Consider the following 17,497-nt stretch of genomic DNA (forward strand, 5'->3'; position numbering starts at 1 on the left):
AAAGGATGTTAGTATAAAATATCGCGACCATCATGTGATTTAACGGAGGCAATCTGTTTTAGACTTTCGTGTAATTAATTATAATTCGGCTAAAATTAACTTTTTTCTCTAAGTGACCATTAAATGACCGCCGTTAATTTTGTTATAAGGAGGTTAAACTGAATTAAAAATAGGTGTATTGATGTGTGTGGTGTAAATAAGTCATGTAGACTTCGTCATGTGGATTACTAAAGCGGGAATATTTTGAAAATGAGAATGTACTATCTTTAATAAAACCCTTTTGAGTTATCTAAACCCGAAAAAATGTTACGAAAAACGCTACTCTCGCTATTCTTTTATTCAATTATGTGGTCGCTATCAGGGCAGGCTTATCAACCCCTGGTGCTGGAGGATGCTCACTGGAAAATATGTCAAACTTCCGCCGAGGAAGCATGGTCTTGCGGCACACTCTTTGAGTATAATCTCGGAGCAGATACGGTTGTGGGTAATGTAGATTATCACAAACTTTACCGACGTTCTTTTTTACCCAATGGAGAGTCAGGTGGTGGCTTGGGAGCTTACGATTTACCATTGCGAATTGTTTCAGAAACATTGGTAGGACTCATTCGAGAGGATCTATCTGGGCGTAAAGTTTTTTGGCGCGATGTTTCCTCCCTGCTCTGCCCTGATGCACCAAACAGCGAATTCTTACTCTATGATTTTGCACTTTCAGTAGGAGATACGTTGGCAGGTTGTGCTTTAGGATCCATGGACACCGTGGTGGTCACAGCAGTCAATTTAGAAGATATTTACGGAACGGAACGCCGTGTCTTCCAACTATCGACGGGCTTTGAGCTGATCGAAGGAATTGGCTACACCAGTGGTTTGTTGGAATTGCCGATCCCGTCGGTGAGTACCCTTTCCACAAGTCTCCTTGACTATTGCCGGGCACCGGATATGGACTGCAATGTGGCTATACAGAAAGGCATGATTAATCCTTACCAAGAGTGGCATATCTCCGAGTCAATTAACTATTTTTCAGGAGGATTTACACGTATTACTTTCGAATATCGTTTCCGCAATCCTATACAAATCGATGGCCACATTTATTTCAATCTGGAAGAACGCCAACAGGCCACTCAGCCGACATGGCAAGAAACAGGTTATCGCTTTCGAGAAGCAAATGGTAAAGTCTATCGGACTTCACCCATAGAACCAGATGCCGAAGAACTCTTGCTCTACGACTTCTCTCTTACAGAATTGGGCGACACATTTTCACTTAGCACGCTTGTGCTGGGGGAAGCCAATATGCAACTCGTACTCGTAGATACCATTACGTTGAATAACGGAGAGCAACGCCGCCGTGTACATTGGTCGCCCGGGTATCCACTCAATCAGAATTGGTACTGGATCGAAGGCTTCGGCGCGAACGATCATCCGTTCTTTCCCTACTATACTTTCATCAATGACCTAGACGGAGAACGACGCAAGTTACAGTGCTTCTACTCCGAACCAGATCTTGATACACCTTTGTGGCAAAACGATATTTTTACGGGTTGTTATGATTATTTGGTTGCTAATGAAGACGTGCAAGCAACTAAAATCAGCATCTTCCCAAACCCCACCCGGACTTCCCTAACCCTGGAGGGAGGTATACTTGGCGATAGTTACGAGCTGTATGATGTACACGGTAAGCAAGTAAAACGCACGGTGGTCAGCGCTACATCAGCGATAACGGTCAACTTGGAGAACCTTCCTTCTGGTATATACGTCTACCGACTATTATCGACCGATGGAAATCTTCGTAAAACAGGAAAAATTATAAAGCGCGAATGAAAGTTGATGGTTGAAAGTTGTTTGTTTACCATCAACCATCAACCATCAACCATCAACCATCAATTCGCCGTCCTGATAACCGTACTCCTCTGAATCCAGCAACCGATGTAGAAGCTGTCGCCGGTTTTGAGGTTGCGCTGGAAAACGTCGGCTTTTTTGGGCATGTACTGGCTGTATTGGTTGATCCATTTATTGGCTTCGGCGGCAGCATCGGCGTCTACCCTTTTGGCTTTGTTCCACATATCGATCGCAGCCCAGACGACTACCTGGCTATCCCAGCCTCGGCCAGGGCCACAAAGCGGGCCACTGCTGGCGTACATGCGGCCGATGAGGATGTAGGGTTCACCCCAGTTGCTGCGTGCATCGGCAGCGCGCTGGGCGTAGGTGCGTGCACTACTGTAACTGCGCTTATGGACGTAGTAGATTTTAGCAACCAAAAGGAGTAATTCTGATTTTCGGACGGCTTTTTCTTCTTGTTCGGCGGCGAGCAGCAGGTTTTCAATGGCACAATCGTAATCACTTTCTTGCAGACATTTGATGCCGACACCTGCTGGACCATAAGTATCGTAGCGGCATGGCCCATCAAGAAGGGCCTTTATGGCGTCGTAAGCAGCATCCCCCTCTGTACACCCGCCCCAATTGAGACGGCTGAATACCTCGCGAGCAATTTCACAGTTTTCAGGATCGGCCTCAAACGCGGGGTAATATTTCTCTTTGTAGTACTCACAATCGTAGAAGCCTTTGACGGTTTCGAAATATTGCAGCCTTACCGGTGCGTATTCGGCTACGATTTCCCAAGCTTCGCATTCGGTATTTTTACAATTTTTCTGCCCGTGTTCGATGATGGCGAGTATCTGATCTGCGTAGACTTTGGCCTCGGCATCGGAAATAAGTGTAGAGTCATGTAGCTCGGTAAGGAGTGCCGTAAAAGGGTTGATTACAAAATAATTGGCGTCCAGGCCGTCCATTTCTATAGATTCCTTAAAGAGGTTGAAGGTTTCCAGTGGCGTAGAGCGGTCTTCGTATTTATAGTAATAATCAAAAGCCTTGCGGCCAATGACGTAGCCGCCTTTGGGGTAGCATTCGTCAATTTTATCGTAAAGTGTAAAGATAGAATCTACGTAAGCCTGGTCTCCGGTTTGGCTGAGGAAATACTCGTAGAAAAAGATGCCATCCGAGAAGACGGTGTTTCGCTGGCCATCGGCAGCGGGAGCTACAGCGTAGACTTTTTTCCAGTAGCCGTAGGCGACGTCATAGTCTTGAGCTTTGAGGAAGTCGCGGTAGAGCACATAGTTGGTTTCTGCATCATCCTGATTAGGAGCATCGGTGAACTTTGGGCAAGGGCTAAGTTCTACTGGAGGAGGGGTAGGGCTGACAGGTTTTACCGGTTCTGTGGTTGCAGGAGTGGAGACTGTCTCTGTCGTTTTGGGAGTACAGGTGAGTAATAGTGCACTCAAACAAATCAATAAAGAAGAAAGCAGGATGATCTTTTGCATAACAGCTTTTTAAAAAGAATTAACCAAAATATAAGCTGTAGATGCGAGGCGATAAAAATTTGGTGTCAGCTTTTCAAGGCCGTCAATAGTTTTGAGAAATCAGGATTGCGCCTGTTTTAGGGAAAGGGCATCTGGCAGCTGGCCCAAATATTGTAAAAAAAGCCGAAAGAGACGGATCGTAGTTTAGACTTTATTTTGGCAAGGTACGAGGAGTAAAGCATAGCATGGGATTAGAAAAACCTTATTTTTGTGGAATAATAACAACAATTTACCTGATATGAAAGTACACAATTTCAGCGCTGGTCCTGCCATACTTCCAGCTAGTGTAATGGCTGAAGCAGCCGAAGCCGTTCGTGATTTTAATGGTAGCGGATTGTCTATCCTGGAAATTTCTCACCGCTCGAAGGGCTTTGTTGCAGTTTTGGACGAAGCAGTTTCATTGGTACGTGAACTATTGGGACTGAGCGACGATTACGCAGTACTTTTCTTATCGGGTGGCGCAAGTAGCCAGTTCTTTATGTCAGCAATGAACTTGCTGAACGAAGATGAAGCCGCTGGTTACATCAACACCGGAGCTTGGTCGACCAAAGCGATTAAAGAAGCCAAACTATTTGGAGAGGTAAAGGAGTTGGCGAGTAGTAAGGATACCAACTTTAGCTATATCCCTAAAGGATATGCTATTCCTGAAGATTTAAAGTATGTTCATATCACTTCCAATAACACCATTTTTGGTACGCAGTTTCAGGAGTTTCCTGAGACCAAGTTGCCGTTGGTAGCTGATATGTCGAGCGATATTTTTAGCCGTCCGTTACCTATTGATCGTTTTGGGATCATCTATGCCGGCGCACAGAAGAACATGGGCCCTGCGGGAGTAACTTTAGCGATTGTACGCAAAGATTTATTGGGTAAAGTAAATCGTGCGATCCCTTCTATGTTGAAGTACCAGACGCATATTGATAAGGATTCTTCTTTCAATACTCCACCTGTATTTCCTATCTATGTGAGTATGCTGACCCTCCGTTGGGTGAAAGCTCAAGGTGGTGTGGAAGCTATGGTGCCACGCAATGAGGCGAAGGCGAAGCTCATTTACGATGAGATTGATCGTAACCCTATGTTTAAAGGAGTAGTCACGGATGCAGCCGACCGTTCGCGGATGAATGCGACGTTCGTATTACAAGATCAATACGCTGAGTTGGAGCAAGCGTTTCTAGCTGCTGCGGCTGCCGCAAACTGTGATGGTGTTAAAGGCCATCGTTCCGTGGGCGGTTTCCGGGCTTCCATCTACAATAGCATGGAACTGGAAAGTGTGCAGGCATTGGTAGATGTGATGAAGGCTTTTGCTGCGAAGCATGCGTAAGGTGCTCGTTATAATTAGCCAAAATCTCGAATTTCACGATTGTGTGAAGTTCGGGATTTTGTATGTTTGGTCTTATGAAAGAGGAGTGGATCAAGCTTAAGATAGGAACGATGGAGGTGCCCGTGCAGATCATTCGTGAAAAGCGGCGGAGCATCCGGGCATCTATGGGGAAGGATAACGTCATTATGCGGTTCCCTATCAATCTGCCCGCTGGGGAAGAAGTCGCTCATCGAGAACGGTTGACGAAGTGGCTGGAGAAGCAATACGAGAAAAAAGAGGGCCTTTTTCAGCGTTACCAAAAAGCTGATTATCAAGATGGGGATACGCTACGGGTAGGCGATCGACAATACGAGTTGAGATTACGTAAGGAAGACCGCAAGACGAGCGCAGCGAGCTTAAAGCAAGGCCAGATTGTATTGCGCCTTAATAAGAATCTTGACGAGCAGCAGTTTTCCAAATCCATCCGTACGCTCCTTAGCAGAGTGGTAGGGGCCGATTATTTACCCGAGATTACTCAACGCGTACAGGCCTTGAATGAGCAATATTTTCAGCGTCCACTCAAAGGGGTGAAACTAAAATACAACCATAGCAATTGGGGGTCCTGCTCCAATTCGGGGAATATCAACCTGAGTACACGGTTATTGTTTGCGCCACCGGAAGTAGTAGATTACGTCATCATTCACGAGCTGGCGCATTTGGTGGAACTCAACCACTCGCACCGCTTCTGGGCCGAAGTAGCGAAGGCTATGCCGGATTACGAAAAAAAGGAGGCTTGGTTGAAAGAGTTTGGGGCGGGTTGTGATTTCTAACCTAGCACCTACCATCGCCTACAAGGCAAATTCATTAATTTGCCTTGTAGGCGATGGTAGTGATGGAGGGTACTATTGTTGAGCCCGCATCCACTTCAGGATATCCTGAGTGTTTTTGTTGGCAACGTTGGCGGGTAGGTCTACCAAATCACGTGCGCCCAGGTCGATGGCGATCGGTGTGCGCCCTTCGTCCTGCTTGCGTAATACCAGTAGCTGATTGTTGCGAGCAGCTTGCGTTACCTGATCGGAAACTTGCTGTGGTTCCTCAAAAAGAGGGTAGAGCATGAAGTTATCTTCTTCTGCATCATAAAAAGGTAAGATAGCTTGTACACCACCTTCGGTAGGAAGCAGAAACATAGAATGGTAGCGGCTGTTGTCAGGGTCTTGCCATTCGGCAAAAGGCAAAACAGCTTTTGGCGCATTACGGTCACTAAGGTCAAAAGCAAAAGCACCCAAATCTTGGGTGTAACCCAAAAGGTAGTCTTCCCATACCTCTAGGCGTTGTACCATGCCAGACTGTGGGTCGTCGTACTCACGCTCACTGAAGAATTCAGGTTTCAATTCCGTGAGTTTGTAATCTTGTTCCAAATCACAGACGATAACCTTGTAAAAGCCTTGAATGCCAATAATATTACTGACGCTGTTGTATTGTACCTCGGCAATATAGTAAGGGAAGTCAGGACTAGTGTTTTCCGGGAGTGTGGTTTGGAACTTTTGCTCACAGCTACGACCATCCAATATTTCCAGAATACGGTGGCTAGGGCCTAGCTCTTCGGTAGTTGTGCTTTCGTCCGCTTTGATGACGGCTAATACATCCGGAGATTTTATCCATACACGGTTGCCGTCTAACACCTCTCCGCTAATCTGGCATTCAGGCGGGCTAAGGGTAGGGGGCGCATCTTCTTCAGGTGGTGTAGTGGTAGAGGTCTCTGGTGTAGAGCTTGTACTGTTACTGCTCGAAGTGCCAGTGTCGGTACAGGCAACCATCATTAATAAAGCAATAAGCAAAACCATAGGGGATAAGTGGCCACGGATCATAGCGTAAGCGTTTGATTGAACAGTAAAGGTAAAGAATTCCGGTTGTTATATCGTGGTTTACTTCTCTTACAAATTAGAGCAAGCTAAGAATAGGCAACTATTTTAGTACGAATTATTTCGTAGATAATTTGCTTTTACGAAATGTTTCGTATATCATTGCAGTACGAATTGTTTCGTAGACTGTTGCTGCGGGTTTTTTCTCGCAGTTTTTGAAATCACTTGCTGTTGTTAATCATCAGGGCGAATTCATGAATTTGCCCTGTTTTTTTGCGCAATAAGAAACAGCACAAAAATAATTTGGGTCTTCGTTTTTAAAAAAGCTGGCAAAGTGATTCATTTCAAGCGTGCCAGCTATTTGAAAAACCTAAGAGAAGAAACAACTGATTTTTTGCGCAATAAGGAACAGCACAAAAATAATTTGGGTCTTCGTTTTTAAAAAAGCTGGCAAAGTGTTTCATTTAAAGCGTGTCAGCTATTTGAAAAACCTAAGAGAAGAAACAACTGATTTTTTGCGCAATAAAAGGAATATGAATAAACCTACGGAAGGCGAACTGGAAATTTTACAGGTGCTATGGGCAAATGGCCCGGCCACTGTTCGCAGCATCAATGAACTGTTAAATCTTTCTACTCAAAAAGAGATTGGTTATACGACTACACTAAAGTTGATGCAGCTTATGGTGGAGAAAGGTTTGCTACAGCGAGATACCAGTAGCCGTACGCATATTTATGCGGCAGCGGTAGAAGAACAATCGATAAAACGCGGTCTTCTCAAGCAATTTGTGAGCAAAACATTCCGCGGTTCTGCGGCCCAATTGGTGATGGAAGCCTTGGGGCAGCACCAGGCATCAGGCGACGAACTGGCTGAAATCAAGGCGCTGATCAACCGTATGGAGAACGATAAAAACAAGGATATATGAAAATGATTTCCTTATTCCTCGACTCTCCCATTGCAGAAACCCTGGGGTGGACAGTGCTTCATAGTTTATGGCAAGGGGTTTTGCTGGCGCTTATTGTAAAGATTTTGTTGCAACTGGGAGCCAAATGGACTGCCAAGAAACGGTNCTATGTGGCTTATACGGCTTTACTGGCTCAGTTGGTGGCCGCAATTGGTACTTTTTACTACTTGCTGCCGGTTAGTTCGCCAGCTACCCAAGGGCTGACAGAGGCATTGCCATTGTTGCCGATGGCACCAGCGCTTGCAAGCTCAACCAGCTGGTGGATGGAGCTAGAAAGTTTTATTGCACCTAGTCTTCCATTGATCGTAGTGGTATGGTGGGTAGGTATGGTCTTCTTTTTGCTACGCTTGTCTGTCAGTTATTATTGGTGGAACAGTTTGCGACAAAGTCATCATCTACCGGTGCCTTCGGCATGGGAGGATCGTTTTCAGGTGTTGAAAACTAAGATGAAAATTCACCGTAAGGTAGAACTCAGATTGTCTGAATTAGTGTCAGGGCCATTACTTATAGGTCAGCTGAAGCCATTGGTTTTACTACCAGTCGCATTGGTTAATCAGTTATCGCTGAAGGAAGTTGAAGCGATCCTGGCACATGAATTGGCTCACCTTCAACGCTATGATTACCTGCTCAATTCAATTCAACTGTTCCTGGAGGCTGTTTTTTATTACCATCCGGCAATTTGGTGGTTGGGAACCGAAATCCGGATGTTGCGCGAACAATGTTGTGATGATCTAGCCATTCACTATACCGGCAATTCGCTAACCTACGCAAAAACATTACTGGCGGTAGCTGAGCATCAGCGCCAACTTCCTACCCAATTTGCCCTTGGTCTATTGGGCGGAAACAAACGTCAGCTTTTAAATCGTATCCAAAGAATATTAAATCAACCCGTTAAACAACCCGACATGAGAGAAAAATTTGCAGTAACCAGTGTCCTTTTATCACTGGCCTTTCTAGTATCCCTCACAGCAGGCTGGTCATGGCCAGTAGAGACTGTTTTTACTAGTGATGAACATCCAGTTATCGTTGTAATCGATACATTGCCGCAAGGGAATGTTCGTATGGAAATTGATGATGATGGAGAGACCATGGATGTAACCGTTAAGAACGGAAAAATCCGCAGCCTGAAAATAAATGGTGAGGTTATTCCGGAAGCAGATTTCCCTAAGTACGAAAGTATGGTGGAAGAAAAGATGGCGAATATTCCACCGCCACCACCTCCTCCACCAGCACCAGCGCCGCCACCGCCGCCGCCTGCACCAGGTGCTGCCCCTGCGCCTCCTGCTCCTCCGGCACCCCCAGCGCCAAGGGTGATTATCAAGAAGAAAGAGGTGCAACGAATGCATAACGCTGACGGCACAACAGAAGTCATTATTATTGAGACAGACGAAGAGGATGGTGCTCACCATATTTGGGTAGAAGAAAGTGGTGATGAAGATATCTTTTTTAGGTCTGCACCAGACAGGAAAATGGGCCTTATTGAGATCAAAACCAAAGATGGAGAAGACCATATCTTTATTCGTGGTTCAGGAGAAGGAGATTTAATTGATATCGATTCCGAGGATATTGAATCAATGAACGTGTTTAAAATTGACATTGATGACGACGAACGTTTGGAGGAATTGCGAGAGCGCTTGTCGGAACTAGATGAGGAGGTATCTGAAGATGCACTGCGAGCTATTGAAGAATGGCGGGAGTCAGCAGAGGAGCTGCGAATTGTCATCGATGAAGAGCGAATTGAAAGAGCTGCAGAAATGAGCGAGAGAGCGGTACAACGTCGCATGGAAGTGGAAGAACGTCGTGTAGAAATGGATCAGCGTCGTGCAGAGATGGAGAGAGAAGTACGAGTGCGTGGCTTTCGTCATCACGATAACGATGAAGACTGGCTGAGCCGTCAATTAGTTAGAGATGGTTTGATTGATGATGCGAAGAACTTCACCTTTAAGCTATCGGATAAACGGCTTAAGGTCAATGGTAAAACGCAGTCAGATGATGTGCGCCAGCGCTATATAGAACTATATGAATCCCAAACGGGCGTTCCTTTTGGAGACGGTTCTAGCATCAGTATCAACCGTAAGGATAACTAATATCTTCTCTGACATTTTTTGTGGTCAAACTAAAGCAAAAGTCGTAAGCGACTGACAAGGAGCATGATTTTTGTTTTCGATTGACTCCAAACACAAAAAATGCCAGAGAATCCTTTCATCGATCCAGCCAGGCCTTGAAATCATTGACTCGGTCTCTGCTTACGGTTGCTTGTAAATCCGTTTCAGGGAGTAGTGATAGAAGAAGCCGCCCATTGAAATAGGGGTCTATCTTTCTGATTGCGTCCAAATGAACAATGATTTTTCGACTAATTCTGAAGAAGTTAGCAGGATCGAGTTCTTTTTCCAGCTGATCTAGCGTAGTATCTACATGGTGCTGTTTACCGTTGCTTTTTTTAGCAAAAACGAGGCTTTGGTCAGAATAGAAGTAGGCAATATCGTTGATGCTGAGGTAGCTCAATGAATTGCCGATCTTAACTAAAAAGCGTTCCCGGTAGGCCGGGCGCTGCATTTGTTGAACCAACTGTTGGAGCGCTTGCGCCGGCAGTTGGTTCTTTGTTTGGTAGTACTTTTTATACTTATTTATGGCTTCCGCTAGAGCATCCTCTTCAATTGGCTTTAGCAAGTAATCAATACTATGGACTTTAAAAGCTTTCAGCGCATATTGATCAAAAGCAGTGGTGAAGATCACCGGACTTTGAATTTCAGATTGTTCAAAAATAGAAAAACTTAAGCCATCTGCAAGTTGAATATCCATAAAAATAAGGGCAGGGGCAGGGTTGTTTAAAAGGTATTTCAAGGCGCCCGATATACTCTCAATCTGTTCGCTGATATGGGCATCAGGGAGCTGTAACTCTAGCAGTTTTTGTAAGCGCTTATAAGCGGGGAATTCATCTTCAATTAATAGGATTTTCATAAAATTGAGTCGTTCAGGGGATGGTGAAAGTATTCTATAGGTAAAGTTTTTGCACAAAAAGATACCCTTATTGTGTCTTTTTTGCAAAATAACATCATTTCGACAATGTAATTTTTGTCACTTTATAGTGTTGGGATGAAAGTGTGTGAATTCATTTCATTTATTAGAGTATTTAGAATGAATGTATGTTTTAAGGTGATAAAAGTTTTAAAAAAGTATTTTTTTGTTTTATATGTATAAGTGAAGTTATTAACTATATTTAGTTTTGTGTGCTTTTTCTTATGTCACATTTTTTGCTTTTTGTTGCATGCAGTAGATTGAGGCGTCTTTGTTTTGATCTATTTTTGTGTTAATTACGTTTCATATCACACAGAATTAAGTTCCTTCCCCCTTCAAACGGTTACTTGTTTACGCATCTTTCTTTAGTGAATTTACGTAAACAATCACTGTTTACAATTCCCCCCCTGTTTGAAATCGAAAATGCCCGCCATTTTCAGAGAGCTAATTAAAAAGGAAATCTTCGGATAACCTGTTAATCTACTACCTGTTTTTGATTTTTTTGTCAAGGTATTAACGGACAATAGCTACTGCTATGTCCCGATGCTTTGTCTAAGGACGACCCACAAACACAAACAACACTTTGTATATGAGTCATTGCTACTCAATCGTTAAAACGCTGTGCTTTTCTATACTGCTTCTGTCAGCATCTACGCTAGATGGAAGGACAAGTAATGGGGATATTATAGAGCGTACTGGTTTCGAATCAGATAATATGTCTATTGGAAATAACAGTGAAACAAGTGTCAGTTGTACTGTTACCATTCGCGCAAGAGGAAACTGTGGATCAGAATCAATGCAATTGATCATAGATGGAATCACTGTGCAGACCTTTACGCTCACGACCACAGAGACGAGCTACTCTTATACAGGTTTTAATAATGGCCAGCAGATACAAGTAGCATTCACAAACGATGGCACAACGAGCGGTGGCTGTGACAAGAACATTTATGTTAACTATATCGAAGTAGACGGAACCACTTATCAAACAGAAACAAGTGCTACACGAACGGGCTGTGGTGATACAGAATGGCTTTGGTGTAATGGTAATTTTGATTTTGGCAACATTTCCTGTAGCGGAGGAGGTGGTACAGGGAACTGTGGCAGTGGTACCGTTAATTATACTAATTGTGATAACCAAACGATTACTATTAATCTCTCGGAGGTATCGTCTAATACGTATATCTATACTGATGACGATTACCAAGGCTGTATCTCTTATGTAGATGACAACTGTAATATTGGAACCTCTGTACGCGTATTTTGTGCCGATTTTAACCTGACGGAGCCAACTCCTGGTATGGGTTATCAGTATGGGGAAGTAACTTTCACCAGAGTAGTAGGAGCTACCAATGCAGGTTATACAGCCCTGCAAGGAGAACGCATTAACTGGATATTTTGTAATGGTGAAAGCCTTGGCTATAATTATACGACGATCAGCCAGGCTATATGGTACATTACGGGGACTATCGATAATTGTAATACGCTTTGTTCAAGTGCGATTGCTGCCGTCACTTCTTCCAATCTGACAGGTGCCCATGAGCGATTGGTGACCTATATTCCTGATAACCCCAATTTACAACCTTTCTTGGAGTACACTTGCGAACAGGCTTGTGAGCTCACAGCTTCCCTTTCTACCACTGATGCCGTGTGTGGTGTAGGTGCTTCTGTGACCGTTACTGCTGACGGAGGAATAGGTACTTACGAATACAGTATTGATGGCGGTGCCTGGCAATCAAATAGTACCTTTACTGACCTAAGCGTAGGCAGCCATTATATTTATATCCAAAACAGTAATGGTACTTGTAACACCGGACCTTTTAATTTCACTATCAGTGATGATAATTCAGGTGATATTACCGGGTTTGCTTTGGATGCAATTAGCAGTGGTAGCGATGTTACCTTGACCAATGGCGCCGTAATTAACGTTGATGACCTTCCCTCTTCTTTCCGACTTACGGCCTTTACTTCTGGTACTATTGGTAGTGTTGTTTTTAATATTAGTGGTAGTGATAGTGGTACGGCAACAGAGAATGTGGCTTCGTATGATTACCCAAATGGTACTGCCCCCTGGTCTATTGGTGTGGGTACTTATACGATACAAGCTACTGCATATAGCGAAAGTAACGGCAATGGCGGCAGTTGTGATACGGAAACGATTACTTTTCAAATTGTTGATGGACTGGATCTTCCTGAACCTAACGATTGGTCTTTTACCTGTGAAGATGGTGTCAGGGTCGATTTCTACGGGGCGGGTACCAATGGAGACGAAGTATCTGTTGTAAGTATCCCTAACTCTAGCAACGTCTATCAATATGCTATTGAAATCGTATATAAAGGTTCGAATCCAGGCAGCTCTGTTACCATTGAAGATGACAGTGGTAATTTTTATACCCTCCAGCGTTACACACCTCCAGGTACCAGTTCAAACGTAAAGATATATCGTGGCCTAGCACTCGGTTCTACCTCTCAATTGACTTACAGAGATTATACGAACGAAAACCAACTCCAATCCATCGTCGTCTATGCTTTCCGAAATGTAGCAGCTGGTAATGCCAACTCAGGTACCTATACTTCGCGCAGTGGCTACCACGATAGTTTTACTTTTGATATTTCTTTCCCGGAGGATTATACCGCCCGGGATTTGGTTATTGATTTGCCGATCTCTGAAATGACATTAGACTGCCGAGTTTTAAACATTACCGCTACGGCAGGTAGCGTTACAACTACTCAGCAGATTTACCAACCCGATGCTGTATACGGCTATTGTTGTTTGGCTGTGCCACAGCTTACACTGAACAATGTTCCTGGCAACATCACTACGGTTTCCATCGAGGTAGAATCGCCGACAGGTAGCAGTAGTTCTTGTCCGGTTTCTACAAATCAGAATGGTCAATCTTATGTGGTAGCTGGCCTTGTGTTGGTAGAAAAAGAATGTGTGGATTGTGTAGACTTTGACCCCGGTACTATTGGTAGTGACCAAACCAATTGTGGGGCTTTTGATCCCGCAAATATTACAGGAACAGCAGCCGTTTCTGATCTGTCTGTCAGTTATCAGTGGCAATCTCGGGCAGGTACCAGTGGTACTTGGATAAATATTTCTGGTGCAACCGGACAAAATTATAACCCTGGCACCTTGGCGGCAACGACCCAGTATCGTCGGTTAGCGACTACAGGAGAATGTTCCAACACTGCTTCAAATATCGTAACGATCACCGTCAACGATGCAGTGAATTTAATTTGCGAAAGCTACCACAACGGTGCCTGGTTTGTAGAAGAAGACTGCTCTGTGATTCTCTGTGAAGGGGAGTACCTTGCACTGTCTGTCAATCCCAATGGCATGTCCAGCTACCAGTGGACAGGGCCGAATGGTTATACTAATACCAGTGGTGATGCCGTCATTTCTAATAGTGTAACCTCTCTTCACTCTGGTACTTATAGTGTTACGACTACCGATGCCAACGGCTGTATAGCCAGCACTACCATTGATGTTACTATCCTGGATGATCCAGAAATCAGCATCAGTATCGATGATGCAGATGTGTGTGCCGGGGCCTCAAGTACCCTTACTGCTGTAGCAGGTGGTGGTATTGATTGTGAAAGTGTTATTTGGCAGTTTCGTGCTGGCACTTCTGGTACTTGGACTACACTGACGACTGCCGGGGCTACGCTTAATACTGATGCTACGCTTACAGCGGGCACTTACCAGTACCAGGCCATGTATTCTTGCCCTGGTTTTGGTTGTCAGGATGCCACTTCCAATATGATCACCTTTACGGTAGCAGATTACCCATCAATAACTGCGACGGTTTCAGATAATGAGGTTTGTGAAAACACTCCAGTAACGCTTACGGCGGCTCCAGTAGATGGGCAAAGTACCTATACTTATCAGTGGGACAGCGGATTGGGCAACGGCGCAGTAAAAGTAACAACACCAACGGTCTCGACGACTTTCAACGTAACGGCATCAAATAGTACAGGCTGTACGGGTACTGCTTCCGTAGCCGTAGTGGTCAATGACCGTATCATAGATTATGGTACTATCAGTGGTGATCAAACCAATTGTGGGCCTTTTGATCCAATACAAATTGAAGGCACTCCGATTGCTACCTCTGGTAATAATATTACCCCATCTTATCGTTGGCAGTCAAGACCTTCGGGAGGCAGCTGGGCTGATATTTCTAACTCTAATGTGCAAAGTTATGACCCCGGATTAATATCAGTAACTACGGAGTTTCGCCGGAGAGCATACGCTAATAATGGCTGTGGAAACGATGTTACGAATACTGTAACCATTACAGTCAATGCTGTACCAACCATTACAGTTGTAAACAGTGATTGTAATCCTTTAAATCTGTTTACTACGTACGATGTAGACGTTAACATAACAAATGCACAGACCTTAATCGCGTCAAGCGGAACAGTAGTCGATAACGGAAATGGTAATTACGCTATTAATGGTGTGAATATAGATGACAACCTACTCCTTACGGCAATAAATAATACTACCAACTGTCAGGTTACAATTGATGTAACCGCGCCAAGTTGTTTCTGTCCGAATATTCATGATCCCGTAATCACGAGTGCCAATCCTGCGGTAATCTGTGCCAGTGATCCTATTCCTGCGTTCACTGCAACGATTCCTTCGCAAGGCCTTTTGGGGGCAAATACCGTTGATTGGTATGATGCTGCTACTGGAGGGAGCCTCTTGTTGGCAGGATCATTAAGTTTTACGCCTCCTTCTGCTGGTACCTACTATGCCGAAGGGCGTAATGTTTCCAGTAGTTGTACAACGACCAGTCGTGTACCAGTAACGCTGACCGTTAACCCTCTACCGGTAGCCGGAATCACAGGCGATTTGGAAATTTGCCAAGGCGAAAGTACAACACTTACTGCCAGTGGCGGAGTAAGCTACGTTTGGAGCAATAACGAAACAACGGAGAACATTACCGTCAATCCTGCCAATACGGCTACTTATACAGTGACTGTTACAGATGACAATGGTTGTAGTAACACAGCCAGCGCAACGGTCATCGTCAACGACAATCCTACGGCCTCTCTTACAGGTGACCCACTCGTTTGCGAAGACGAAAGTACGACCCTTACGGCCAGTGGCGCTGGTATGGGCGGTGATTATGCATGGAATACAGGTGCTAATACTGCCAGTATTACGGTTTTTCCATCAGGTGCAGAAACATTTACGGTAACAGTCACAGATGTTAATGGCTGTACCGACGAAACTAGTATTGTTGCCAATGATGCGCCTACGCCTGTAGTTGTAGCAGCTTCATTGGAGATATGTGCTGGTGAATCGACCACACTCACTGCCAGCGGTGGGGTAAGTTACTTATGGGGAGCTAATGGCAATAGTGCTACCACTCCTGCAATTACAGTTACGCCTGCTAGCACAACTACATATATGGTAACCGTGACCAATGCTGCCGGTTGTGCTACAGAGGCAAGCGTTACCATCTCGGTACTTGTACAGCCCGTTATTAATAGTGTTGATGTTGTACAGCCTACCTCTTGTAATGGTACAGAAAACGGTACAATTACCGTCAATGCAACGGGAGGTTCTGGCGTATTACGTTACCGGATCAATGGCGGAACCTGGCAGTTCGGGAATAATTTCACCAACCTCGGTGCAGGAACCTACAATGTAGAAATAAGCTATACGGGCAACCGCTGCCCAGCTGGCCCGGTAACGGTAACCCTTGATCCTGTTACGCCACCAACGGTAGTAGCAAGTGATAATGTTACCATGTGTCTTAATGAATCGACGACGCTTACTGCTTCTGGAAATGGAGGTACAGGAATCCTTGCTTATAGTTGGGACCCTCCCGGACAAACTGTCGCAAGTATCAATGTAAGTCCTGCTGCTACGACCGTTTATACTGTTTCCGTTACAGATGAGTTGGGCTGTTCTTCTACAGACCAGGTAACAGTCAATGTTTTGGCTATCCCGCAAGTAACCAGCACGGCAACCAATGCCACTTGTGGAGGGGCAAATGGTACCATCACCTTTGTGTTTCCTGATGAAAGTAGCCGTACGGGAATAGAATTTAGTATCGATGGAGGAAGCACCTACCCTCATACTACCAATGATAATGTCGGAAGCTTCACAGTGAGTAATCTCGCTATTGGAACCTACGATCTTTGGGTACGCTGGGGCAATAACGAATGTCCAGTAGATATCGCTAACGCCACCATCGTTCAGGAACTAGGCCCGGTAGTAACAGCCAGTGCCAATACCACCATTTGTGAAGGAACTGCCACTTTCCTAACGGCTACGTCAGAAGAAGGCACCGGCACGATCACTTACACCTGGATGCCCGGCAACCTAAACGGAGCCAGCGTAAGTGTATCACCAACGACGACCACGACATACACGGTCACTGCTGTTGATGAAAATGGTTGTACCTCTACGGATCAAGTGACGATCACTGTTGACCCTGCCTTCATCTCAGGCATTGATGCTGTCGCGAGCGTATGTGCGCAGGAAGGCGTATTGTTTGTTGCCAACCCTGCGGTGGCAGGTGCAACTTATAGTTGGAGTTTCAGTGGCCCGGCTACGCCAGCTACTTCTACTAATGCGAGCGAAACGGTAAGCTTCGCCAGCGCAGGTACTTACACAGCATTGCTTACGGTGAACCGTGGCACTTGTGTAGAAACCTACACGCATAACATTACCATCACGGCACCCGTTTTTGCAAACGCAGGTCCTGATGTAACGATCTGTACTGGCGAGACGGTACAAATAGGCCTTCCTGCCGGGCAGGGTGGTCCAAGTGGCGCAACCTACAGTTGGTCGCCCAACACTTTCTTGAATAATACAAACATTGCGCAACCAACATCTAGCGCACCATTTACCTTCAATTATACCCTTACGGTAAGTGAAAACGGCTGTGTACGCACCGATGTAATGCGTGTAAACGTAAACCCATTACCTACACCTTCGATCACTGGCGATCTAGAAATTTGCCAAGGAGAAAGCACTACACTAACCGC

At 44.9% G+C, this 17,497-nt stretch carries 9 protein-coding genes; 6 read left to right on the forward strand and 3 right to left on the reverse strand.

Annotated elements, in window-relative coordinates; genetic code table 11:
• Positions 1–303 precede the first annotated feature (303 nt).
• Entirely contained in the window at positions 304–1,815 is a 1,512-nt protein-coding gene (locus tag A3EU_RS0122540; RefSeq protein ID WP_083937533.1) for a T9SS type A sorting domain-containing protein, read from the forward strand.
• A gap of 59 nt (positions 1,816–1,874) precedes the next feature.
• Here A3EU_RS0122540 and A3EU_RS0122545 read toward each other — a convergent pair whose 3' ends face one another.
• A complete protein-coding gene (locus A3EU_RS0122545; RefSeq protein WP_020538475.1) occupies positions 1,875–3,311 on the reverse strand; it encodes a tetratricopeptide repeat protein in 1,437 nt (478 codons plus the stop codon).
• A gap of 277 nt (positions 3,312–3,588) precedes the next feature.
• On the opposite strand from A3EU_RS0122545, the gene serC reads away from it, so the two are divergent.
• Both serC and A3EU_RS0122555 read left to right on the forward strand, forming a co-directional pair.
• Positions 3,589–4,668, forward strand: coding sequence for a 3-phosphoserine/phosphohydroxythreonine transaminase (gene serC, locus A3EU_RS0122550; protein ID WP_026211539.1), 1,080 nt, complete (start codon positions 3,589–3,591; stop codon positions 4,666–4,668).
• Between the two features lie 74 nt (positions 4,669–4,742).
• A complete protein-coding gene (locus tag A3EU_RS0122555; RefSeq protein ID WP_169433389.1) occupies positions 4,743–5,477 on the forward strand; it encodes a M48 family metallopeptidase in 735 nt (244 codons plus the stop codon).
• Positions 5,478–5,549: 72 nt separating this feature from the next.
• On the opposite strand, the gene A3EU_RS0122560 is transcribed toward A3EU_RS0122555, so the two are convergent.
• Positions 5,550–6,515 (reverse strand): hypothetical protein, encoded by a 966-nt coding sequence (locus A3EU_RS0122560; RefSeq protein ID WP_020538478.1) that lies wholly within the window; start codon positions 6,513–6,515, stop codon positions 5,550–5,552.
• Positions 6,516–7,042: 527 nt separating this feature from the next.
• Between A3EU_RS0122560 and A3EU_RS0122575 the strand changes: the two genes are divergently transcribed.
• Together A3EU_RS0122575 and A3EU_RS0122580 are read left to right on the forward strand one after the other, a co-directional pair.
• Positions 7,043–7,432 (forward strand): BlaI/MecI/CopY family transcriptional regulator, encoded by a 390-nt coding sequence (locus A3EU_RS0122575; RefSeq protein ID WP_044086383.1) that lies wholly within the window; start codon positions 7,043–7,045, stop codon positions 7,430–7,432.
• A 2-nt stretch (positions 7,433–7,434) separates the two neighbouring features.
• Entirely contained in the window at positions 7,435–9,558 is a 2,124-nt protein-coding gene (locus tag A3EU_RS0122580; protein ID WP_425412734.1) for a M56 family metallopeptidase, read from the forward strand.
• A 115-nt stretch (positions 9,559–9,673) separates the two neighbouring features.
• Here A3EU_RS0122580 and A3EU_RS0122585 read toward each other — a convergent pair whose 3' ends face one another.
• Entirely contained in the window at positions 9,674–10,432 is a 759-nt protein-coding gene (locus A3EU_RS0122585) for a LytR/AlgR family response regulator transcription factor (protein ID WP_020538483.1), read from the reverse strand.
• A 646-nt stretch (positions 10,433–11,078) separates the two neighbouring features.
• On the opposite strand from A3EU_RS0122585, the gene A3EU_RS0122590 reads away from it, so the two are divergent.
• A partial coding sequence (locus A3EU_RS0122590; protein ID WP_156825864.1) for an Ig-like domain-containing protein occupies positions 11,079–17,497 on the forward strand: 6,419 nt, incomplete at its 3' end.

The organism is Lewinella cohaerens DSM 23179, from assembly GCF_000379805.1.
Lineage (GTDB): Bacteria > Bacteroidota > Bacteroidia > Chitinophagales > Saprospiraceae > Lewinella > Lewinella cohaerens.

Coding starts and splice junctions, on each gene's coding strand:
- A3EU_RS0122575 (WP_044086383.1), top strand. CDS start 7,043: ATGAATAAACCTACGGAAGGCGAACTGGAAATTTTACAGGTGCTATGG.
- A3EU_RS0122540 (WP_083937533.1), top strand. CDS start 304: ATGTTACGAAAAACGCTACTCTCGCTATTCTTTTATTCAATTATGTGG.
- A3EU_RS0122560 (WP_020538478.1), bottom strand. CDS start 6,515: ATGATCCGTGGCCACTTATCCCCTATGGTTTTGCTTATTGCTTTATTA.
- A3EU_RS0122545 (WP_020538475.1), bottom strand. CDS start 3,311: ATGCAAAAGATCATCCTGCTTTCTTCTTTATTGATTTGTTTGAGTGCA.
- A3EU_RS0122555 (WP_169433389.1), top strand. CDS start 4,743: ATGAAAGAGGAGTGGATCAAGCTTAAGATAGGAACGATGGAGGTGCCC.
- serC (WP_026211539.1), top strand. CDS start 3,589: ATGAAAGTACACAATTTCAGCGCTGGTCCTGCCATACTTCCAGCTAGT.
- A3EU_RS0122585 (WP_020538483.1), bottom strand. CDS start 10,432: ATGAAAATCCTATTAATTGAAGATGAATTCCCCGCTTATAAGCGCTTA.